The organism is Pristimantibacillus sp. Z349TD_6 (genome assembly GCF_056173205.1).
Genome location: NZ_CM149662.1, coordinates 1,874,442 through 1,896,473, shown reverse-complemented (window position 1 = coordinate 1,896,473; position 22,032 = coordinate 1,874,442). Strand labels below are relative to the sequence as shown.

Below are 22,032 nucleotides of genomic sequence, written 5' to 3'. Positions count from 1 at the left end.
CTTCTCTAAAAGAATACGCAATTAAAATTGCATGCATAAGTAGCTGAGCGTACCAAATTCATAACTTCGATATATGACCTTTGGAGCTGACTCTGGACTGCCGCTGCCTAAAGCTATATATAATGGAACAAAATGTTCTGGACGGGGTACTGCCATTTTAGCATGCGGAGCAAGCTGTTCATACTGAAATAGCGAATTTGTATCGTGCTTATTCATTTTCTCTATTAGCCAATCATCAAACTGGACAGCCCAGCTCTCCGGCTCCTTCTGTCCCCAGTTTACAGATCGAAGATTATGAACGGTCACGCCGCTGCCAATGAGCAAAATATTTTGTGAGCTCAAGCTGCGCAGCGCTTCGCCAATTCGGAACTGCTCCTGTGGAGCACGATATGGATTTACAGAAATCTGTACAACTGGAATATCTGCCTTCGGGAACATATGCTTTAGCATCGTCCATGAGCCATGATCCAGTCCTCTTTCATTATCATATGCTACCTGAATATTATTTTCGCTCAGCAAATGGCCAACATGCTCAGCGACTCTTACTGAGCCTTTAGCAGCATATTTGATCTGGTAGAGCTCGTCAGGAAAACCATAAAAGTCATAAATCGTTTCATATACATCATCCTTGGATGAAATCGTAACGATGTCCGTCTCCCAATGCGCCGTGAAAATAACGATCGCATCCGGCTTTAGACTCGCACCTGTTTGTTTTAGAAATTCGCTATATTCATTTTGCTCGACAGCGAGCATCGGTGATCCATGCGCTAGAAATAAAGGATTCATTGCGGTACCTCCTCAAATTCACTTACTATTTGTAACTAATTATAATTTTATAACTAAAGATAGTCAAGTAATTAACAATATCCAAGTGTGCTTGTATAAATAAGATATTGGAGTTATACTTATTAGAAGTAAAAAGAGGTGATGCGCATGGATCAATCTAACCTTTGTCCCCGTTTTCAGAAGGGAATGGAACTTATAAGCAAGCGTTGGACCGGCCTTATCATATTCCAGCTTTTGTCCGGCCCGCAGCGCTTCTGCGCCGTTCAGTCCGCCCTTCCGATCAGCGGCAGATTGCTGTCAGAACGTTTCAAAGAACTTGAGAATGAAGGTATTGTCGATAGACATGTATACCCTGAAATACCTGTACGCATAGAATATTCATTAACGGAAAAAGGCCTTGCTCTTGAGCCGATTATCCGTGAAATACAAGTGTGGTCTCAAGATTGGATTGAACCGATAACCAAAGTCTAATCCATCCTACACAGCATAAAAGGGAATATCTGCTCAGCGGGGTTTAAGCGCTGAGCAGATATTCCCTTTTTTAACATTTATCCGTAATCCGGTTCGCCACAATGAGCATATCCATATGACGGCCGGCTTGCAGCAATTCACGGACGATATTGCCGCGAAAGCTTGCATACCACGCCTTTCTGCTAGGCTGCCCTACGATAAGCTGCGTTGCTTTGATGCGATTGGCTGCCGTTAGAAGCGTACCCGCAATATGCTCCCTGCTCTCCGCTTTGGACATTTCAAATACTCCGCCAAGCCTCTCGGTCAGCTTCATCAACAGATCACGCTTATTGATCGCCTCGTCTGTCCAAGGTGCGCCATCCTGCACATGATGCACATGCCACTGCGCCTTCAGCCGATACGCAATGCGGAAGCCCCGCCGAATAAGACGCTCTGCGTCCGCGAGAATATCAATGCCGACAAAGATGACCTCTCTTCGGCGCAGCGTTCCACGCAGCGTCTGATTGCGATCCCATGCTTCAAGCCGTTCATCCACATCATCAGCAAGCTCGCGAAGGGCAAGCTCGCGCAGCGCAATTAAATTGCCCGTCGTAAAAAAAGCACCAAGCGCTTGTTCCACTTTGGCTTTGGCATATATTTTCCCATCTCTCATACGCTGCTGCAGCATTTGCGGTGTCACATCGATCAGCTCTACTTGATCTGCCAGCCTTATAATCGCATCGGGTACCGTTTCTCTAACACGAACGCCAGTAACCTGTTCAATGGCGTCATTCAAGCTTTCAATATGCTGCACATTCATCGTCGAAACAACCGATATTCCCTTTTGCAGCAAATAAATGACATCCTCATAACGCTTTTTCCTCAAGCTGCCCGGCACATTCGTATGAGCTAGCTCATCCACCAGCACAACATCGGGATTTCTGCTAACTATCGCTTCAACATCCATTTCTTCGAGCTGAGTACCTCGATATTGAATCGTTTGCCTAGCGATAATCGGCAGCTCTCCAATCTGCTTCAATGTATCCTCGCGCCCATGTGTTTCCACGAGTCCAATAACGACATCTATACCTTTCTGATACATCATGTTCGCTTCAGCAAGCATCCGATACGTTTTCCCGACGCCAGGCGCCGCCCCGATATACAGATTGAAGCTGCCTCTTCTCATGGATTCCATTTGCTGCTCGCGCTCATCTGGGCTGAACCTTCGAAACAACGCTTTTCGCGAATCACTTCTTTGCTTAACAGGCAAAATCCGCTCGCCTTCTTGCTCTGAGCGGTCTGCCATAAGAAATAAATCGATCTGCTTCAGCCTGCGCAGCACGCTGTCAACAATCGAGCCCTGTTTCAGCTGCTGCCATCTGCTCTGCTTGGAATGGCCCATAACGATACGAGTAACCTGATGCTCCTCCGCGTACCTTACTAGAGCGGACGGCAAACGACGGCGGCTTTGCAACGGCAGCTCCTCAAATGTGCCCCCTACTTTAACCGTAAGCTTCTTTATTGAAGCTTTAAAAGCCTGCTCTTCCTTGGACAGTTTTTTTTGCGGCTCTTTAAAGGAAACGACTACGACATCTCCATTAAGCCTGCGGGCAATTTGCTGTCCTCTTCTTACATATAAAGAGCCGTTCCAATGATATTGTGCGGTTACCAGAATACGCTCGGAAGCACCCGACGGACCCGTGAGCCCCATCTCCTCCCGATGCTTCTCCAGCGATTCATTTACTCCCTCTGCGACGAGCCGCAGCGACAGCTCTCGCAGCACCGCAAGATTTCCCCGCAGGGAAATTGCAGGATCGGGCTTTACGCCGAGCGTTCCATCCTCAAACCGCTTAAGCATCGTTTCAGGCGAGACATCAATCAGCCTAACCTCATCAGCAAGCTCAAGCGTATGAGCAGGAACGGTGCAGCTCGGACGAATCCCCGTCCATTTGAGAACAGCCTGATCTACACCCTCGAGCTCATACACATTGATTGTCGTAATAACGCTTATGCCCTTGCCAAGCAAAAAAATAATATCTTCTAGCCGCGTTTGAAACTTTGCATCTTCTCGATTGCGATGGGCTAGCCCATCTATGAGCAGCACCTCAGCGTCCCTCTCTACCAAAGCATCCAGATCTAGATCCTTTTGCTCTGCACCATCCTTCTGCCAATGAATGCTTGGCACACGCTCGAAAGGTTCAATCAATTCGAGCGTCTCCGGACTCTGCGGCCTAGGAACCGCGCAAAGGACAACATCAATGCCATCTCGCTTCAGCTCTGTTCCTTCTCGCAGCATATGATACGTTTTGCCTGAACCGCTCACCGCTCCAATGAGTATTTTCAGACGTCCTTGATGCAGCTTTGCGATGGAGAGCAGCAGCTCCTCTGGCGTTTTCTTTTTCAGCGGAGCCATATGGCTATTCCCCCAACATTTTTGACAATGCGATATTCAGCTTCAACACATTAACCCGTTCGTCACCGAAAACGCCTAAATCGCGGCCTTCCGTATTTGCTTTAACCAATTGCTTAAGCTCTGCTGGCGACACGCCGGTCAGCTTGCTGATTCTTGCGATCTGTACATCAGCCGACTGTGGCGTAATATGCGGATCAAGGCCTGAGCCTGAGTTCGTAATTAATGCGATCGGCAGCTGGGAAACCGGTACATCTGGATTTTGTGCCTTCCAAGCCTCAATGGAAGCTTTGGTCCTTTCGATTAAAGCTGGATTGGATGGTCCAAAATTGTTCGATCCAGAACCGGCAGCATTATAGTCAATGCTTGATACACGACCTTGAAACCATTTTGGATCAACAAAGCTTTGGCCGATCAGCTCTGAACCAACGACTTGGCCGGAGCTATCCTTTATAAGGCTTCCATTCGCTTGCTTAGGGAACAGCAGCTGAGCTGCTCCCGTGCTTGCAAGCGGGTAAATAATACCGCAAATAATCATAAATATGATGCTGATTCGTAAAGGTATCATTAACGATGACAACTGGAATCGTGAAGCGTTTTTCGCTTGTTCATTCATATAGATAAGCCTTCTTTCGTGTATGGTTATATTAAATCCATAAATGCACTGCAACGTCGATGAGTTTAATGCCAACGAACGGAACGATGACACCGCCCAGACCATAAATAAATACATTTCGGCTAAGCAATTTGGCTCCGCTCATCGGTTTGTACGCTACGCCTTTAATAGCAAGCGGGATAAGCAGCGGAATAATAATCGCGTTAAAAATAAGCGCCGACAGTATAGCTGACAATGGAGAGCCTAAATTCATAATATTTAGAACGCCCATCTCTGGAATGGCAAGCATGAACATCGCTGGAATGATTGCAAAATATTTGGCGATGTCATTAGCGATACTAAAAGTCGTCAGTGCGCCTCTTGTCATAAGCAGCTGCTTGCCGATAGCAATAACTTCAATAATTTTGGAAGGGTCCGAATCCAAATCCACCATGTTGGCAGCTTCTTTAGCAGCAATCGTCCCGCTGTTCATAGCAAGACCCACATCCGCTTGGGCAAGTGCTGGAGCATCGTTCGTACCGTCACCAGTCATTGCAACCATTTTTCCTTCGGCTTGTTCACGGCGGATAACAGCTATTTTATCTTCCGGCCTGCTCTCCGCAATAAAATCGTCGACTCCCGCTTCATGCGCGATGGTTGCTGCTGTAAGCGGATTGTCTCCCGTACACATAATCGTTTTGATGCCCATCTCTCGCAGCTGATCGAATCTTTCCTTCATTCCTGGCTTAACGGTATCCTTCAAATAGATAACACCAAAGATTTGGTTATCAACAGCTACTGCGAGCGGTGTACCGCCTAATGTAGCAATCGTATTCGAAATATTATCCAAATCGGATGGGATGGTTCCCCCCTGAGAAGCTACCCACTTCCGAACCGCATCGACAGAGCCCTTCCGAACTCGGCGGCCGTTTGCCAGATCAATGCCGCTCATTCGCGTCTCTGCATTGAATTCAATAAATTCGCCGCCTTCCGCAAGTGAGGCATCATAGCTTAAGCCCTGCTTCTTCATCCATTCAAGCACAGAACGGCCTTCAGGCGTTTCATCCTTAAGCGAGCTAATCGCCGCCCAACCCGATAAAGTTTGAAGATTGCTGCCTCCGACAGGCACAAGCTCGCTTGCCATCCGGTTGCCGAACGTGATCGTTCCTGTTTTATCCAAAATCATCGTATTAATGTCGCCTGCTGCTTCAACAGCCTTACCTGACATAGCCAGCACATTAAACTGAGTTACTCTATCCATCCCAGCAATGCCGATTGCTGATAATAGTCCGCCGATGGTCGTCGGAATTAAACATACGAGCAGCGCGATTAATACTGGAATTTCTAAGTGGATACCCAAATAGTCAGCGATTGGTGCCAACGTAACAACTACAATTAAGAAAATAATCGTTAAACTAGTCAAAAGCGTATTGAGCGCAATTTCATTAGGCGTCTTCTGACGTTTCGCTCCTTCAACAAGGGCAATCATCCGATCGATGAATGACTCCCCGGGGTCACTCGTCATGCGCACTTTAATTTTGTCACTCACAACCCTTGTACCGCCTGTAACCGAGCTGAAATCTCCTCCAGCTTCTTTAATGACTGGCGCCGATTCACCTGTAATCGCTGATTCATCTACGGAAGCCAGCCCTTCAATAACCTCGCCATCACCAGGAATCATTTCGCCTTGGGAGACGATGAAAATATCGCCTTTGCGGAGCTCCGTTGATGATACGACTACAATAGAGCTGCCGACAAGCTTATTGGCGCTCATTTCCTGCTTAGATTTTTTGAGCGAATTGGCCTGTGCCTTGCCCCTGCCCTCTGCAATAGCTTCAGCAAAGTTTGCGAACAGCAGCGTAAAAAGCAGGATGAAAAACACGGTAATATTAAAGCCTATGCGTTCTTGAGAATTAAAGTAATTTGGAAAAATAGTCATCAGCAGAACGATAACCGTCCCTACCTCGACAACAAACATAACTGGATTTTTCATCATCGTAACTGGATTTAATTTCACAAAGCTATCGACAACGGCATGTTTAACCGCATCTCCCGACAGCAAATTATTCTTCTTATTTTTATTCATTATCGTTCACCTCATCCGTTAGCGGAGTGTCAAATATTCTGCAACCGGCCCAAGCACGATGACCGGCAAGAAGGTTAATGCACCAATTAAAAGAACAGTACCAATTAGTAATACAGTGAAAAGCCCATTATCTGTACGGAACGTACCGATTGTTTCTGGAACAGGCTGCTTGCGAACAAGAGATCCAGCAACCGCCAGCATCGCAATCATCGAAATATAACGGCCGGTCAGCATGACAAGTCCAGTGCTAATATTCCAGAAAGGCGTATTATCGCCTAGCCCCTCAAAGCCTGAGCCATTATTCGCTGCCGATGACGTATATTCGTAAAGCACCTGGCTGATGCCGTGGAACCCGAGATTCGTTATCGCCCCGTGACCCAAATCCGTCATAAAAGCGATGGCGGTGGGCACCAATATAATGAAAGGATGAACTAGAATCGCTATCGCTATCAGTTTCATTTCTCGCGGCTCTACTTTTCGGCCCAGAAACTCCGGCGTTCGCCCAACCATTAGCCCGCATATAAACACTGCTAGTATGGCGTACATGAGCATATTGATAAGCCCTACTCCCTTGCCTCCAAAGACGACATTAAGCATCATTTCAGCAAGCGGAACCAAGCCGCCAAGCGGTGTAAGCGTGTCATGCATATTGTTGACGGTACCCGTTGTCGCAGCGGCTGTTACCGTTGTGAACAGTGCCGATTGCGCGATACCAAACCTTACTTCCTTGCCTTCCATGCTTCCTTGAGTAGCGTCGATTCCTAGTGCGCTCATAGCAGGATTGCCTGTTTTCTCCGATGTGTAAGCAAGGCTTAGAAACACTAGAAACAGACACATCATGGCGGAGAATACAACCCAGCCCTGCTTTTTGTTTTTTGCAAAAAGCCCAAATGCATAAGGAAGCGAAGCCGGCAGCGCCCACATCGACAAGATTTGAATCACATTCGTTAATGGATTTGGGTTTTCAAATGGATGAGCCGAGTTCACTCCAAAAAAACCGCCGCCGTTTGTGCCCAAATGTTTGATGGATTCAAGCGAAGCTACAGGACCAATTGCAATTTGCTGCATGGCTCCCTCTAGCGTTTTAATTGTAAATGTTGGATCAAGCGTTTGCGGCACCTGTAGAGCGACAAGCACAAGCGTGATAATAAAGGAAATCGGAAGAAAAATTCTTGTGTGTGCTTTTACAAAATCCTCGAAAAAGTTGCCGATCGTCGTTCCTTTACTCGTAATCCCACGAACAAACGCGATGGCAACCGAGAAGCCTGTCGCCGCTGACGTGAACATCATCATCATGATGACCGCCATTTGAGAGAAATAAGATAAGGCGCTTTCCCCGCTATAATGCTGAAGATTCGTATTGGTAATAAAGCTGATGACTGTATTGAAAGTCAGTGTAGGCTCCATGGCTGCCATGCCATTTGGATTAAACGGCAGCGCATTTTGGAACCGCAATATCAAATAGCTGAAAGCAACTAAAATTAAATTGGTTGCAACAAAGCTGAGTGCGTATATCTTCCAGCTCATGCCCTCTCTTTTTTTGAGACCAATAAGCTTAAATATAAATCGCTCCGTCCCTCCGAATACTTTGTCTAACCGATTGTGTTCATTGGAGAACACATGATAGACGTAAGTACCAAGCGGCTTAACTAACAATACAAGAACGGCAATGACGATAAGCAATTGTAAAATATCCATCTTGTAAATCCCCCTCTATTAAAACTTCTCCGGATGAATTAACGCATAAATCAGATAAACGAAAACAAATACAGCCGCTATCGCTATGACAGTCATTGGCCTTCGCCTCCTGTTTTCTCAATAACACTGGAGCACCAAGTTAAAAATCCGTAAAATAAACCGAAGCTAGCCAACAACGCCCCGAACATATAAAAATCCTGCATGTAAACCCCTCCTGCATTATTTGTTGCTTAATAGAAAACCGACTTCACCGGTATGAGAGAATACGATATGATCCGCTCCTAGCCCCTTGTAAATAGCCCTTGGATTCCACTGCTGTGTGATGACGTAAATGGACTTTGAGGTCCAAGCTCTGCAGCACTGTACAAAGCGGCAGCTAAGCGCCAAGCTGCTCTCAAATATAAATACCTCGCTAATGTTCATCGAAGGAACATTCCAGCTTTGACGATCATTCGTATTGATGTACAAAACATTGCTGATGCCCTGCTTGCGAAGCTGTTTTTGTTCCTGTTTGCTATTGGTCAAAACAATAAATTTTAATTGATGAAACTGCAAAGTTCGTATGAATGATTGGCCAGCCTCGTTTAGACCAGCAACAATAATATGCTCTTCCTGCAACCGAATTCTCCTCCATATGGTAAAAAAGGCAACAAAAAAGAAGCCTTGGGATAAGAGGAACTTTTCCCGCGGCTTCTTTGCCCGCAGCAGAATAAGCCGCGGGAAGCACGATGGCTGTTGCCTCTCTCGAGTACACTTACGAGGTTAGCTGTCGGATTCGGGCCTTGAGAGTTGCCCTACGCTTGATTATTTTCAAGCGATTCACCCCATGAAGCGAAATCGTGATCACTCACGAATCGTTCGTTGGTTCCCCCGTTCCTGCTGCTGCAGGACTCAGCGTTTTCTTACATTTTGTAGCAAATAAAGCTTTTTTGGGCACAAAAAACCACAGAGGTCTATGACACTCTGCGGTCGAAGTTAATCGATCACAAGCTTCATCATTCCTCTCTCGGTCCACGCTTACGAGGTTAGCTGTCGGATTCGGGCGGTGAGAGTCGCCCTACTTTGACCGGTATCCATGGCACCTGTCAAAGATTCACCCCTGCTCTGCGTTTGTTCGACTCTCACATCGAACAGGCGCATCGCGTCATTATTGGTTCCCCCGCTTCCGCTTTCACGGAAACTCAGCGATCAGTAAATCGAAACTTATTTATAAATCCTGTATCGAATATTACTCCTCGCTATAAATACTGTAAAGGCAGTCTGCTACCTAATTTAGCCAGTTTCAGCCTTGCAGAGCGATTCGCAACGCTTACATTCATTTCGATCTCTCGATATCTCACTATTTCTCAGTTTTACTCTTGTTTTCAAAAATAGTGTTCATTCCCTTTCTAACGATTTTATGCGTGAATAATCAGATTTCTCTATAATCGAGAATGGAAGAGAATAAACGAGTATTTCGAAGAATAAATATCTTTTTACTGCCATAACGAATGGATTTCTTTTAAAATGGCATATGGCTGCCTTTTCACGATATACCACAGTTTTACAATATTGCATTTCGGGTTTACCATAGACGGCAAGCCAATATGGCTGAGTATTATCGGTGAATTATTCAAATCGAGGAGAGATCTCATTGATGTCTACACCAGTTGAAGTACCCTTGCCAAGTTTGGAAAATCATCCTGCTGCCTTGTTTGAAATTAAACGAATTCAAATGTTTGTGCTGCCGGCTTCCATGCTTGAATCGAATGGTTACCGTGTTTGTCTAAGGATCTCCACTCATAATGGTCACGGCTGGAGTGAGCTGTTTATTAAAAAATCCGAGAAGCCTCGCGACTGGATCAGATGGAGCAGTATGCTGCTAAGGTTCATCGGCACACTTCCTCTTGCGTCTCCTTTTGTTTTTCAAACAGATCCAATGATGAAGGACGAGCGTATATATCATTTGTTTGCAGCCGCTACTTTGCATATAGAATCCAATCCTTACTCTTTTCCAAACTGTGAATATGACCGTGAAGAGCATACTTTATTTAAACAAGCTATCTCCTATGTATCGTTATTTTAGGCACTTCTGATTTACAGATGCGCTAATGAAGGGTATAATTAAGAGTAAACTATTTACGCTGAATTTTTCGAATGAAAAAGCGGGGGAACCATCGCGATCGATCGAAATCGATTCGCAAGGGGTGAATCCAGGGATTTGTAACCCTGGTAGGGCTTTCTCTCTAGCCCGAATCCGACAGCTAACCTCGTAAGCGAATAAAGGAGAGATGTATATGTTGACAAATTGTGCACGAAATCTGCATCTTTTTACGGAACAGACCCCTTATTTATCTGTCACACGAATCGAGCTATTCGTCATTCCTGCTCTTGCCGTCGATTCTGCAGGCCATCGCGTATGTCTTCGTTTAACAAGCAATCAAGGCTTCGGCTGGAGTGAACTATTTGCCAGCGACACAGAAGAGCTCATTGACTTAGAACGATGGAGCGACCTGCTTCAGTCTTTTATCGGCAGCATTCCTCTACCACCTCTTAACCAGTATCACTATGACAAAACGGATCAGGATGGGCGCGTTCTCGACTTATTCGTCTCCGCCGTCAAGCATGTCCTAGCACAATCCGCCGATGCAGCCCCGTACAGCAACGACCATGAAGAGTCTGTTTTGCGTCAACGTTCCGTCTCCTACATCTCTTTGGATTAATTTCGTTCATAAGAAAAAAAAAGGCAGTCCAGAACAGATAACCTAGTTCTGGACTGTCTTATTGTATTTAGAATTTAAACCTTCGCTAATGCAGCACGCTGCTCCCTGACTTGGTAAGTAGCCAGCATCATGTTGCGCAGTGAAGCAACCGTTTCTTCCATTCCGCGTGTTTTCAAGCCGCAGTCCGGATTAATCCAGAAGAGCGTAGGATCGAGCACTTTAATGGCGCGCTCGATCATACTGACCATTTCTTCCACGGACGGTACACGCGGGCTGTGAATATCGTAAACGCCCAAGCCGATGCCTTGGTCATAGGTGTTCTCCTCAAAGCTATGAATCAGCTCGCCATGGCTGCGCGAGGTTTCAATGGAGATGACATCCGCATCCAGCGCAAGAATGGAATCGATAATATCATGGAACTCACAATAACACATATGTGTATGAATTTGTGTGGTGTCATGCACATCTGAAGTCGATAGACGGAAGGCATGCACGCCCCATTTTAAATAAGCATCCCAATCACTGCGTTTAAGCGGCAAGCCTTCTCGCAAAGCTGGCTCATCAACCTGAATCATTTCGATGCCTGCGGTCTCAAGCGCCTTTACTTCCTCTGAAAGTGCAAGCGCAATTTGGTATGCAACCTGCTCGCGTGTGATATCGTTGCGGACAAATGACCAGTTCAAAATCGTAATCGGACCCGTCAACATCCCTTTTACCGGACGACTTGTCAGCGACTGCGCGTACACGCTTTCGGTTACTGTCATTGGCTCAGTAAATACAACATCGCCATAAATGACCGGCGGCTTTACGCAGCGGGAACCATACGATTGAACCCAGCCGCCTTTTGTAAATGCGAACCCATCCAGCTTCTCTCCGAAAAATTCGACCATGTCCGTACGCTCAAATTCACCGTGAACGAGGACGTCAATGTTAAGCTCTTCTTGGATTTCAATCCAGTTTTTAATTTTATCGTTGATAAAGGAAGCGTAGTCCTGTGAGCTGAGCTCGTTTTTTCTCCACTTTTGCCTTGCTTGACGTACATCCAGCGTTTGCGGGAAGCTGCCGATTGTCGTTGTTGGAAGGAACGGCAAATTCCACTTTTGCTGCTGCAGCTTTTGTCTCTCCGCAAATGGCTTCTGCCTCGTTGAAGGATGCGCCGCTACCGCTGCTGCATCAGCAGCTTGACGATTGCGGGCAGGAGAAATGGATAAATGATGAATCCGCTCGCCGTTAAGCTTAAGCTCAAGCTTGCGAAGTTCTGAGATGTCCGCCTCATTTACAGTCGCTGTTTCACTTAGCCACACGATTTCATCCAGCTTTTCTTCCGCGAATGCAAGCGCCTCACGCAGCTCTACTAGCAGATTGGTTTCGTTTTTTGCCGTTACCGGCACATGCAGCAGGCTGCATGACGATTGAATGATCGTGCGCTCAGCTGGAATGTATGCCGAAATCTTTTGCAGCAATTCAAGCTTTTGCTTATAGTCTGCGCGCCAAATGTTGCGTCCGTCTACAAGTCCGATACCAGCGAGCTTATCCTTCGGATAACCAAATTGCTCCAGCGACTTCAAGTTTTGCTCCAAACCATGAACGAAATCCAAACCGATCGCTTGTACCGGGAGAGCAGCTACAGCTTCATAATGCTCAACCGCTTCAAAATACGTTTGAAGCATAATGTTAAGCGCTGGCGCTGCTTGGTTCAGCCTTGCATAGATCGATTCAACCCATTGCATCTCTTCCTCAGAAATAGAGGTAACAAGGATTGGCTCATCGATTTGCACCCATTGTACGCCTTCTTGCTCAAGCTCCTTAAGCAGCTGAGCATAAAGCGGTATAAACTGCTCAATGAGCTGCGGAAGCTGCTTGGCATCGTAGCCCTTCGACAGCTTGAGGAAGGTATATAGGCCAATAATGACAGGTTTACCTTCAATGCCAAGCTTTTCTTTGGCTTCCCGGTACGCAATCAGCGGACGGTTTTCCGTCAGTACCGGAGCAGCACCCGCAAGTTCTGGCACGATATAGTGATAGTTGGTATTAAACCATTTGGTCATCTCGCAGGCTTGTGCTTCCTGTGTCCCTCTCGCCATTGCGTAGTAGGTCTGTACGGGAACAGGACCTCCATCGTAGGAAAAACGCTCTGGCACAAGGCCAAACATCGCTGCAGTATCCAGCATTTGATCATACAACGTAAAATCATTTACAGGGATTAAAGAAATTCCTTTATCCTTTTGCAGCTTCAGGTTGTTTAGACGAATGCTTTCAAGCGTTTGAAGGAATATCGTTTCGTCCAAATCACCTTTCCAAAAAGCTTCAAGCGCTTTTTTCCATTCCCGATTTTCGCCGATACGCGGATATCCAAGTACACTGTTTTGCAGTTTGCTCACGTTCATATTTCCTCCTAATAAATGTAATTATTATGAAATAAAAGCACAAAAAAGAGCGTCGTTACCTTAAAGAAGCAAAGGTAAAGACGCCCGGCGTTTTAATAAACAGCGGTTCTGTCTTAACACCTCCCTATCTCCCGTAGGTAAAATCAGTGTCGTTCAAATAGGCAGGTCTCCTGGCTCCAGAATCATCATCGTAAGCTTGCCTTCCCAACCTTTAAAGATCAGTGGCGTTGGCGCTTAGACTCCTCTGTTACAGTGGCGGGACCGCGTCGGTTTTGCACCGGACTTCCCTTTTAAGCTCAAGCTATACCGCAAGAGCACCTATTTCCACTTATTTCAGTTGTTGATCGCATTTTTTAGGATCACGAATAACTATACACGCAAAATAATAACCATACAATGGAAATCATTATAATATCAAAAAAAGACTCTCCTCTAAACAGCCTGCGCTGCAAAAGGAAAGCCTTATTGGTTTTTTATACAATTACCTAACCAGCCAACCGCCATCAACAGCCAAGATATGGCCGTTCATATAATCAGAAGCTGAAGAGGCTAGGAACACCGCTGGTCCAATCAAATCCTGCGATGTACCCCAGCGTCCCGCTGGTATGCGCTGCAAAATTTGAGCACTGCGAACAGGATCCTCGCGAAGCGCTTCGGTGTTGTCTGTACTCATGTAGCCTGGGGCTATCGCATTTACTTGCAAGCCTTTAGCTGCCCATTCGCTGGCAAGCGCTTTGGTAAGACCGGCAACGGCATGTTTGCTGGACGTATAACCCGGAACATTAATGCCGCCTTGGAAGGTTAACATCGACGCAATGTTTATAATTTTCCCTGAGCCCTGTTCGATCATATGTTTCCCAGCCAGCTGGGAAAGGAGAAATACAGAATTCAAGTTAACGTCCAGTACATCCTGCCAGTCCTCGTAGCTATGCTCTGCAGCTGGCGTGCGGCGAATGATACCCGCGTTGTTGACCAAAATATCGATGCGTCCCAGTTCTTCAACTGTACGATCAACAATGCCAGCAAGCTTCGTTCGGTCAGCAATATCAGTCTGAATTGTAATCGCTTTGCGACCAAGCTCTCTTATCGCCGCTGCCGTTTTGTCAGCAGGCGTTTGGTTCGTGACAAGCGCAATATCCGCACCCGCTTGTGCTAATCCAAGCGCAATCGCTTCTCCAAGCCCGCGCCCTGCACCTGTGACGACAGCTGTTTTACCCGTCAAATCAAACAAACTCATCGGCTCAGCTCCTACCTTTAGTACGCTTCCCGTTTTCCGAAAGCGCTGCTTTCATCATTTTTATATTTTGCGACTCATACCTCGCCGCAACGTCCGCATCTATACCTTCGTCTGTGATGATATAGTCAATTTCATGCAAACCCGCAAACGTTATTAGTGCACCCTTATCGAATTTGTTATGATCGGCAAGGCAGTAGACGACCTTGGCATTTTCCATATACAGCTTCTTCAGCTTCGTCAATTCTTCTGTGAATATGGTAAGCCCATATTCCATATGAATGCCGGTTGTAGAAAGAAACAGCTTGTGTACATTCAGTCGTTTAATCCATTCCTGCGATTCTGCGCCGATAAGCAAATTGTTATGCCGGTAGCCCCCGGGAATAACAAGCCTTACTTGGTCCTTCGCAGTCAGCTCCCGAATGATAAGCAGATCGTTCGTAAGCACCGTAACCGGGATATTGGGCAGACGCTTTGCCATTTCGAGCGTAGTACTGCCAGCATCCAGCGCAATAATATCATTAGGCTCGATGCAGGAAAGAGCTAGCTCCGCAATCGCCGCCTTCTCCTGCTGATGCTTGCTGTTTGGGAACTGCAGCGGATAAAGGCTGTCTTCGCCTCTATGCTGGGGCACAGCTCCGCCATGAGTCCGTTTCAGCAATCCCTTCTCTTCCAGCTTCTCTAAATCTTCACGAACCGTTTTCTCCGTGACTTGAAACAGCTCGCTTAGCTCGGAAACTTTAACCGCGCCAAGCTGCTCCAATTTATCTATAATCTTACGATGCCGTTCGGCAGCAAGCATAGTGCACCCCCTGTAGCGAATGTTTCTATTTTAGCTCGCTTGCAGGTACGGCGTCCATATCTGTAAATGTGTAGTTCTCTCCAGCCATCGACCAGCAGAATGTATAATTGCTTGTGCCCACTCCTGAGTGGATCGACCATGGCGGTGAAAGAATCGCTTGGTCGTTGGCAACAACAAGATGTCTCGTCTGCGAAGGCTCGCCCATCATATGGAATACGCGAGCATCATCATTCATGTCGAAGTACAAGTATGCTTCCATGCGGCGGTCATGGACATGCGAAGGCATCGTATTCCAGACGCTTCCCGTTTTCAAGCTCGTTACACCAAGCATAAGCTGGCAGCTTTGGATGCCGTCTGCGTGAATATATTTATAAAGAATACGTTCATTGGAAGTCTCTTGCGAACCAAGATGAGTCGGATTCGCTTCCTCCATCGTCATCTTGCGTGTTGCAATTTCAGCATGCGCAAGCGCGGAACAGAAATAAAGCTTCGCAGGGTTCGCTTTATCGACACTTGAAAGCAGCACTTGACGTTTGCCCTTGCCAACATAAAGCACATCGAGCTTATTCAGCTCGTATACTTCCCCATCAACGGAAATCGAAGCAGGTCCGCCAATATTCAAGAAACCAACCTCGCGGCGCTCCAAGAAATATTCGGTTTTTAGCGTTGCAGCATCCTCCAGCTCAAGCGTCTCGTTCACAGGCAATGCTCCGCCTACAACCATTCTGTCATAATGCGTATATGTCATTTTTAATTGATCTTGCTCAAACAAGCTTTCGATCAAAAACTCGCTGCGCAGACGTTCCGTATCATATTGCTTCACATCAGTAGGATTCGTAGTATGGCGTACTTCCATTGGATAAAAGCCTCCTAAAAGTTATTTGCGTTAGACTTGCCTCGCAAGCTACGCTAATGTTTGTTATTGTTCGTTTTTATAATAACACACATTTACGAACATAAAAAGAACATTTTAAACATTCAAGATTAGCAGGAGCATTTTTATTTCCGAGAAGACTGTATAACAAAAAAACGACCTCCGCGCGCATCATTTGCGAAGAGGCCGTTTGTTGTTTTAGAGGAAATCTACTGAAGCTTCCACTTTCGATAAACATAAAGAGATACCGCCATAAACATGCCGTATACTAAAACGGTAACGAATACGTTTCTTGGGTCCGTCATAAGCGTATCACCGATCGTGGCGAACAACAGCATCGCTGGAATTTTGCCAATCGATGAGGCGACGGCATAAACGGTAAAGGAAACACGGCTTAGCGCCGAGTACATATTAACTGCAATGGATGGAATGAACGGAATGAGCCGAGCAAACATAATCGTCAGAAAAGCATTCTGCTCAAACATCACCGTAAGTTTTCCGATGCTTGGATAACGGTAGAAAAACTTCTTCCCCCACTCTTGATAGCCATAGCGGATAAACAGAAACATCACAATGGATGCTGCCGCTGAGCCCGTCCAAGTTACTGCCGCGCCTAACACTGGGCCAAGAGCAGCACCAATGAGCCCGCCGATTACGGGATACGGGATGACAGGAAATAGTGCGACGAGCGTTGCCATAATAACGACGAGCGGAACATTATCCGCTTGCTGAAACCACGTCAAAATCACATCGCCATAACGATAAATAAGAAAAGCAATACTGGCATACAAAGCAGCTAAACCTGTTTTTTTGAGCATCGTTGTACCCCTGAATAGTAGATATCTCCAGCTTATCATTATTGAAGATAAATACGAGCAATGCATTGTGTCAAATTTAAGATAGCCAGTGATCAGTCGTTCAGTTCTTGTGTAAAGGTTCGCCGTTGTCGCTGCTTATTTACCATCATCTCACTGTAAAAAAGGTAAACAGCCGCTATTCCTGTTGTAGCTACCCCAACACCGAGGAATACACTGCCGACACTCCACCACGTAGCCATCATCGCCCCTATTACAGGTGCAATGAGCATAGAGCTCGTCTGAAAAGCATTCGCTAACGCAAACACAGGACCAACCGTTTCATCCGTCGTCTCAATTTGCAACACGTAGCCAAACGGCACCGCGCTTTGTGCGCTGCAAAAGCCAAGCGCCGCACATAACGGCAGCCACAAAGCAAGCTCCGCTTGGAATATGCCCATGCCGCTAATTCCGACCGCAATAACGAGAATTCCCGTTGCGATACCCGCTTTCGTCATATGAGTAAGCGGCCGCCGCTTCCACCCGCTCCATTGTCCTGCCAGTAAAGCGCCGGCAACACTGCCTGCACCAACCGCGCCAATGAGCAGTCCGAATAAATTCTCAGCCATTCCCGATTCCTTCGCCAGCAAAACGAACAAACCATCATACAAAAAGATAAGGAAAAACAAAGAAGCAGCATACATAATGACCGCCTTCAGGAGCGGCCTGCGCATCATATGCTCCCAGGCAACCCTTAATCCGCCGGATGGCTTTGCCGCTTGCTCCTTCTGTCCTCTCCAAGACGGGATAAAACCGAGCATGAGAGCTGACAGTGCATACAATATAGCGCTTATGAAAAATGGAACCGCTGCTCCGAGCCATGCCGTTATTGCTCCGCCGATCATAGGTCCCAACACCTTGGTCATATTAACCGACATTTGGCTGAGTGAAGAGGCCTGCGCCAGCAAATGCCGGTCAACGATTCTTTTCACAGCGCTTTGCCTAACCGGGTCAAATATAGCGCTCATGCTGTGCTTAAACAGCACCAATAGCAGAAGAATAGGAAGAGACGGCGCCCAAGCCATGGCCAGCACGAATACAAATCGCAATAGATCGCATCCGATTAACAAGCTTTTTCCAGAAAAACAACGTAGACGCACACTCATCAACGGTCCCACAATGACATAAGGCAAACCGACACAGATCGATAAAGCGGCAACTGCCATAGAGCCGTGATTCCATGCATAAACAATTAATGCGCTAAGCGCTATAAAATCAAGCCAATTCGCAAGGTCGGACAACAGCTGGCCAATAAACAGCTGGCGGAAGCCTTTTGCCCGCAGCGGGCGCCAAATCGGATCATTCTTTTTTGCATTTTCCATCTTGATAACCTCCGGTATAAGTTGATAAATCCAACGATACCGGACAATTATCAGAGCATTATCAGAGCATGAATAAAGATTTAATAGAAATTTAACAGAAAATTATTGGTAGGATTTCAGCTCAGCTTGAAGCTGCTCCTTTACCTGTTTTGCAATATCATCCAGCCCAATCTGTGCCGTTAACCGGCTCCATTCCTTCACAAAGTAATCCCGGTCTGCTCCCCAGCCATGCACCTTGGTTATGATCAGAAGGGTGTGATAGCTGTTTAACAGATTGGCTAAAAAATGCGACTGCTTCAGCAGCGAGAATCCCTGTTCAATAAAGGACAAGCCGGATTTTCTGTTCGAACGATAAAGCGCTATCCCCTTCAAAACAAGGTAATGCCCCTCCTCGCGTTGATAAGGAAACTGTTTGAGCTTCGCCTCAACAACCACTGCAGCCGAATCGACTTCTGACCACAGCTCAGCGCGCAGCACAAATTCCAGCTCTAGATTAGCGGTGTAGGGGATGAGCCCTTCCCAATTATTTCGCTTCACTTCTGCTTTAAGCAAATCCAGCTTTTCCTTGGCAGCCTCGAACTCTCCCCAATCCATCAGCATGCTGATGATCGACATCGTTTCGAGCTCGTTTTGCCATATCTGCGCAAGCACCTGTTGCCTACGAACGATCGCCACATACTCACGGTTGTCCTGTGGGTCAATAAACTGATTTAAGTACAGCAAAAGGAAGGCACGATCTGCAAATGAGCCCGCCTCCTCCCGCACAATAAAACGTACATCGCCTTCCATTACGCGAAATAAAAGCTTTAAGGTCAGGTCCACCTTAAAGCCTAATACCTGCTCATTCCGTGTCAGCATGAGGAGCGCATCCCCTCTTCCATAGCGCAAATATGTGCTGACAATCCCGCTTAGCTCCTCCGTAAACGAAGGCAGCTCGATTAGAGGGTTATCATTCAGACCTTCCTGCTTCAGCAGCAATCGATAACCGAGTCCACGTACCGTATCGATCTGAATAGTCGGCGACCATTGTGCAAGCTTGCGCCGCAGCCGGTAAATGTGATCATCTACCGTACGATCTACCGGCGCCTCCATTGGCCAGACGTTGTCCAGCAGCTGTTCGCGCGACAGCGTTTGCCCTGCATGGCTGTGCATGAAATGCAGCAGCGCATATTCCTTCGGAAGCAGTACAATCTTTTGTGCTTTCCATGCAATGGTGTAAGCACCCGCATCCCATTCCATAAATCTCTCGACCTCTATCCCTGCGCGCTGAAATTATGCTCTTTCGTTAAATCCACAATGAACGGTGTAGGCTCAAAGCATCCACCGAAACCAACGGCCATGACCATCTGTTTCCGCTAACGTTTCCTTCTGCTCCTTGCCCTCCAAATAATAATCAAGATGAAGATATGGGTCCCACATATTATTGTAGAGGTGAAATATATCTCTTTGTTGCCCTATTCTCCTAATGCTGTCTGTTAATTCAACTTTGTCATCATGAGTCATTTGGTTGGCTACATGGGTGTGAAACACACCAATAACACAATCCTCCGTTATTTTAGCAGCCATTTCAGCAAGTCGTTTCGCACCATTCCCTTGAAACAACTCCATCTGCTGCCCTTTTAATAAAGAAGCCGCTTTGTCAAAATTCACAATCCGCTCGTTATGCTCAGGCCATATCAACGACTTTAACCAAAGATAATCGTCTGCCTCTTCCAGATTATTAATGTGCAAATCTATTCCTATCCTTGCTATCACTGGCGGACTTTGTTTTAGGAGATGCGGAATAACATCTCCACGAACTTCCGAGCGCAGTACCAGTTCAGCATCTGTATTTCCATAAGTTTCACTATCGTTATATTGATAACTATACTTATCCCAAAAAAGCTGCAGCCCCGCACTTGTTCCAATTTCAATGATTGCTAATGGTTTGTTCGATTTTTGATACATATAACAAAATGCAGGATACAGGTAAGCACAGCGTCTAACCTCATTCGTTTGTACAAGCTTGTTTTGGAGCAGTTGAACAATTTCCTTTTTATGCTGAAGGCAAAAGTGTTTAAAAAAAGGGAATGCCTCCGCCGCATCTCTCGGATGATTAACTATGCTGCCGTAAAACTTTTGCAGTTCGTGGCTGCTCTCTTTGCGCAGCAAGTACTGAACCGCAGCAAAAAAAAGATTGGGAACTGGCTGCCCTTCTCTGCAATAAGAAGCCATCTGAAGCATTTCATCATCATCTGCAATGGCTAATGATAGCTGTTCATATAAACGGCTTGAGCCATTGCATTCCCTCGTCGCGAACACCATAAATTGCTCAGTCAAAATAGGTTTGTTCAACAATGCCATCCCTCCATTTTCCCGCTTAACGGCATTGTATCATGGCTATCGATAAATTATATTTCAATGATTTATAAACTATATAGATTTCTTTTATCACATGTGTGTAGGATAATAAGGGACAAAATCAGCTATTTACCTAAAAAGCCGCCTTCAGATTTTATAACTTGCCCAGTTATCCACTGTGATTCGTCACTCGCCAAGAAGTTGATTGCTTTAGCTGCATCCTCCGGCAAACCGATGCGTCCCATAGGGAACATTGGCAAAAAGCCAGCTTTCATCTGCTCATCCATCCAGCCAGAATCGGTAGGGCCTGGATCAAACCCATTCACCGTAATTTGAAGCGGAGCTAACCCTACAGATAACGGCTCGATTAGCCCAATCAATGCGCCTTTTGTTGCAATGTAAGCCAAATTATTAGGATCGGGCCCTTTTGAAACCATAAAGATAATTCTGCCCGATGTCCCTTTAAATTGGTTTTTCTCAAATCTGCTAGCAAACTCTGTGCTTAACAATATCGGTCCGCGGTTATTAACTGCATAATGTTGGTCCAATATACTGATATTCAAGCTTTTGTAATTGGAAGGTACGCAATAGGTGGCGTTGTTAATTAAAATCGTCGCGTGGCCTAACGACCTTTCTACTTGCTCCATTATAAGGGCAGGTGTTTCCACATCGGTAAAATCCGCTTCCATATGACTTGCCCTCACACCTAAGTCTTCTAGTTCCTTACGCAGCTGCTCAGGCCAGTCCTTCTCTCCCCCATTGCCTTCCGTTTCATCAAAAGCATGCCAATGCGTAAAGAAAATGTCTGCACCTAAGCGTGCAAGCGAACGGCAAATCGCTGTTCCAATTCCCGTGGATCTGCTCGCTCCTGTAACGATCGCTATCTTATTTTTTAATGAGATCAATTGCAATGCAATTCCTCCATATTCGTTTGTCCTAAACTTATAAACTATCTATAAAATTTAACACATGTTGTTTAATCTGTTTTTTCTCGTCGTCTGATAGAGCACTGGATCGAAAATTTTGTAAATTGTCATCAGGTATGATAATGGTTGATGGCTCCTGAAGCTCTTTTTTTCGATTATCTCCATCTTCAACCATCGTGATATGAGACTTGCTGAATTTCGTATGTACGATTTCTGATTTAACGTATTTTCCATCCAGATCATAATAATCCACGACCATTTTGATGTCAGAGCTTAAATAATTTTTATTTTCTGCAAAAGCAGTAATAGAGTTCACCTTCTTAAAGCCTGTTTGTTCATAAAAGCCATCTTTATTTTCCTCTGAAAAAATTTCTATGCTAAATGCCTCGATATGCTCGACTTTAATTGTATTGCTGCAAGCGCTTAACAAAACAACAAAAGCAGATATTACGCTTAACTTCATTGCAGCAGCTAACCAATCTGATCCTCTCATGACATTCATAGCTTCACTCCTCATCGCAATTTCCAATAAAATACCATTACTTAATGATTGCAAAGCTTTCCTC

20 protein-coding genes and 4 riboswitches are annotated in these 22,032 nt (G+C 45.9%); of the genes, 3 read left to right on the top strand and 17 right to left on the bottom strand.

Annotated elements, in window-relative coordinates:
- Nucleotides 1–21: 21 nt before the first annotated feature.
- The gene (locus tag AC0VYE_RS08170) at nt 22–786 is read right to left on the bottom strand and encodes a DODA-type extradiol aromatic ring-opening family dioxygenase (RefSeq protein ID WP_475447183.1); all 765 of its coding nucleotides are present in this window, start codon (nt 784–786) and stop codon (nt 22–24) included.
- A 147-nt stretch (nt 787–933) separates the two neighbouring features.
- Here AC0VYE_RS08170 and AC0VYE_RS08165 point away from each other — a divergent pair, with 147 nt between their 5' ends.
- Nucleotides 934–1,257 (top strand): winged helix-turn-helix transcriptional regulator, encoded by a 324-nt coding sequence (locus AC0VYE_RS08165; protein ID WP_076267930.1) that lies wholly within the window; start codon nt 934–936, stop codon nt 1,255–1,257.
- Nucleotides 1,258–1,327: 70 nt separating this feature from the next.
- Here the strand turns inward: AC0VYE_RS08165 and AC0VYE_RS08160 are convergent, their stop codons facing one another.
- From AC0VYE_RS08160 to AC0VYE_RS08135, 6 genes are all read right to left on the bottom strand, one after another.
- Nucleotides 1,328–3,649: a histidine kinase gene (locus AC0VYE_RS08160; RefSeq protein ID WP_475447181.1), complete on the bottom strand. Its 2,322-nt coding sequence runs from the start codon at nt 3,647–3,649 to the stop codon at nt 1,328–1,330.
- A 4-nt stretch (nt 3,650–3,653) separates the two neighbouring features.
- On the bottom strand, nt 3,654–4,262 hold the full coding sequence (gene kdpC / locus AC0VYE_RS08155; protein WP_475447179.1) for a potassium-transporting ATPase subunit KdpC: 609 nt from the start codon (nt 4,260–4,262) through the stop codon (nt 3,654–3,656).
- Nucleotides 4,263–4,293: 31 nt separating this feature from the next.
- Nucleotides 4,294–6,327, bottom strand: a complete 2,034-nt coding sequence (gene kdpB, locus AC0VYE_RS08150; RefSeq protein WP_475447177.1) for a potassium-transporting ATPase subunit KdpB — start codon at nt 6,325–6,327, stop codon at nt 4,294–4,296.
- Between the two features lie 18 nt (nt 6,328–6,345).
- Nucleotides 6,346–8,025 (bottom strand): potassium-transporting ATPase subunit KdpA, encoded by a 1,680-nt coding sequence (gene kdpA / locus AC0VYE_RS08145; protein ID WP_475447175.1) that lies wholly within the window; start codon nt 8,023–8,025, stop codon nt 6,346–6,348.
- Nucleotides 8,026–8,043: 18 nt separating this feature from the next.
- Nucleotides 8,044–8,121 (bottom strand): K(+)-transporting ATPase subunit F, encoded by a 78-nt coding sequence (gene kdpF / locus AC0VYE_RS08140; RefSeq protein ID WP_076268070.1) that lies wholly within the window; start codon nt 8,119–8,121, stop codon nt 8,044–8,046.
- Between the two features lie 123 nt (nt 8,122–8,244).
- Nucleotides 8,245–8,643, bottom strand: a complete 399-nt coding sequence (locus AC0VYE_RS08135) for an NAD-binding protein (RefSeq protein ID WP_430057572.1) — start codon at nt 8,641–8,643, stop codon at nt 8,245–8,247.
- A gap of 118 nt (nt 8,644–8,761) precedes the next feature.
- Nucleotides 8,762–8,932: riboswitch (cyclic di-AMP (ydaO/yuaA leader) on the bottom strand.
- A gap of 91 nt (nt 8,933–9,023) precedes the next feature.
- A riboswitch (cyclic di-AMP (ydaO/yuaA leader) is annotated at nt 9,024–9,222 on the bottom strand.
- Between the two features lie 439 nt (nt 9,223–9,661).
- Between AC0VYE_RS08135 and AC0VYE_RS08130 the strand changes: the two genes are divergently transcribed.
- Together AC0VYE_RS08130 and AC0VYE_RS08125 are read left to right on the top strand one after the other, a co-directional pair.
- Entirely contained in the window at nt 9,662–10,090 is a 429-nt protein-coding gene (locus AC0VYE_RS08130) for a hypothetical protein (protein WP_475447173.1), read from the top strand.
- 46 nt (nt 10,091–10,136) lie between these two features.
- Nucleotides 10,137–10,298, top strand: a riboswitch (cyclic di-AMP (ydaO/yuaA leader).
- Between the two features lie 3 nt (nt 10,299–10,301).
- The gene (locus tag AC0VYE_RS08125) at nt 10,302–10,727 is read left to right on the top strand and encodes a hypothetical protein (RefSeq protein ID WP_076267937.1); all 426 of its coding nucleotides are present in this window, start codon (nt 10,302–10,304) and stop codon (nt 10,725–10,727) included.
- 74 nt (nt 10,728–10,801) lie between these two features.
- Here the strand turns inward: AC0VYE_RS08125 and metE are convergent, their stop codons facing one another.
- The 10 genes from metE to AC0VYE_RS08075 form a co-directional block, all read right to left on the bottom strand.
- Complete coding sequence (gene metE / locus AC0VYE_RS08120; protein WP_475447171.1) at nt 10,802–13,108, bottom strand: 5-methyltetrahydropteroyltriglutamate--homocysteine S-methyltransferase; 2,307 nt, start codon at nt 13,106–13,108, stop codon at nt 10,802–10,804.
- Between the two features lie 149 nt (nt 13,109–13,257).
- A riboswitch (cobalamin riboswitch) is annotated at nt 13,258–13,451 on the bottom strand.
- 144 nt (nt 13,452–13,595) lie between these two features.
- On the bottom strand, nt 13,596–14,351 hold the full coding sequence (gene kduD / locus AC0VYE_RS08115; protein WP_076267938.1) for a 2-dehydro-3-deoxy-D-gluconate 5-dehydrogenase KduD: 756 nt from the start codon (nt 14,349–14,351) through the stop codon (nt 13,596–13,598).
- Between the two features lie 4 nt (nt 14,352–14,355).
- Complete coding sequence (locus AC0VYE_RS08110) at nt 14,356–15,150, bottom strand: DeoR/GlpR family DNA-binding transcription regulator (RefSeq protein ID WP_076267939.1); 795 nt, start codon at nt 15,148–15,150, stop codon at nt 14,356–14,358.
- Between the two features lie 25 nt (nt 15,151–15,175).
- Nucleotides 15,176–16,006 (bottom strand): 5-dehydro-4-deoxy-D-glucuronate isomerase, encoded by an 831-nt coding sequence (gene kduI / locus AC0VYE_RS08105; protein WP_076267940.1) that lies wholly within the window; start codon nt 16,004–16,006, stop codon nt 15,176–15,178.
- Nucleotides 16,007–16,233: 227 nt separating this feature from the next.
- On the bottom strand, nt 16,234–16,842 hold the full coding sequence (locus tag AC0VYE_RS08100; RefSeq protein WP_475447168.1) for a TVP38/TMEM64 family protein: 609 nt from the start codon (nt 16,840–16,842) through the stop codon (nt 16,234–16,236).
- Between the two features lie 92 nt (nt 16,843–16,934).
- A complete protein-coding gene (locus AC0VYE_RS08095; protein ID WP_475447166.1) occupies nt 16,935–18,200 on the bottom strand; it encodes an MFS transporter in 1,266 nt (421 codons plus the stop codon).
- A 102-nt stretch (nt 18,201–18,302) separates the two neighbouring features.
- On the bottom strand, nt 18,303–19,439 hold the full coding sequence (locus AC0VYE_RS08090; RefSeq protein WP_475447164.1) for a winged helix-turn-helix domain-containing protein: 1,137 nt from the start codon (nt 19,437–19,439) through the stop codon (nt 18,303–18,305).
- A gap of 72 nt (nt 19,440–19,511) precedes the next feature.
- Nucleotides 19,512–20,537, bottom strand: coding sequence for a DUF2332 domain-containing protein (locus tag AC0VYE_RS08085; RefSeq protein WP_475447162.1), 1,026 nt, complete (start codon nt 20,535–20,537; stop codon nt 19,512–19,514).
- Nucleotides 20,538–20,665: 128 nt separating this feature from the next.
- Nucleotides 20,666–21,445, bottom strand: a complete 780-nt coding sequence (locus tag AC0VYE_RS08080) for an SDR family oxidoreductase (RefSeq protein ID WP_475449482.1) — start codon at nt 21,443–21,445, stop codon at nt 20,666–20,668.
- Between the two features lie 37 nt (nt 21,446–21,482).
- Nucleotides 21,483–22,022: a hypothetical protein gene (locus AC0VYE_RS08075; RefSeq protein ID WP_256710881.1), complete on the bottom strand. Its 540-nt coding sequence runs from the start codon at nt 22,020–22,022 to the stop codon at nt 21,483–21,485.
- Between the last annotated feature and the right edge of the window lie 10 nt (nt 22,023–22,032).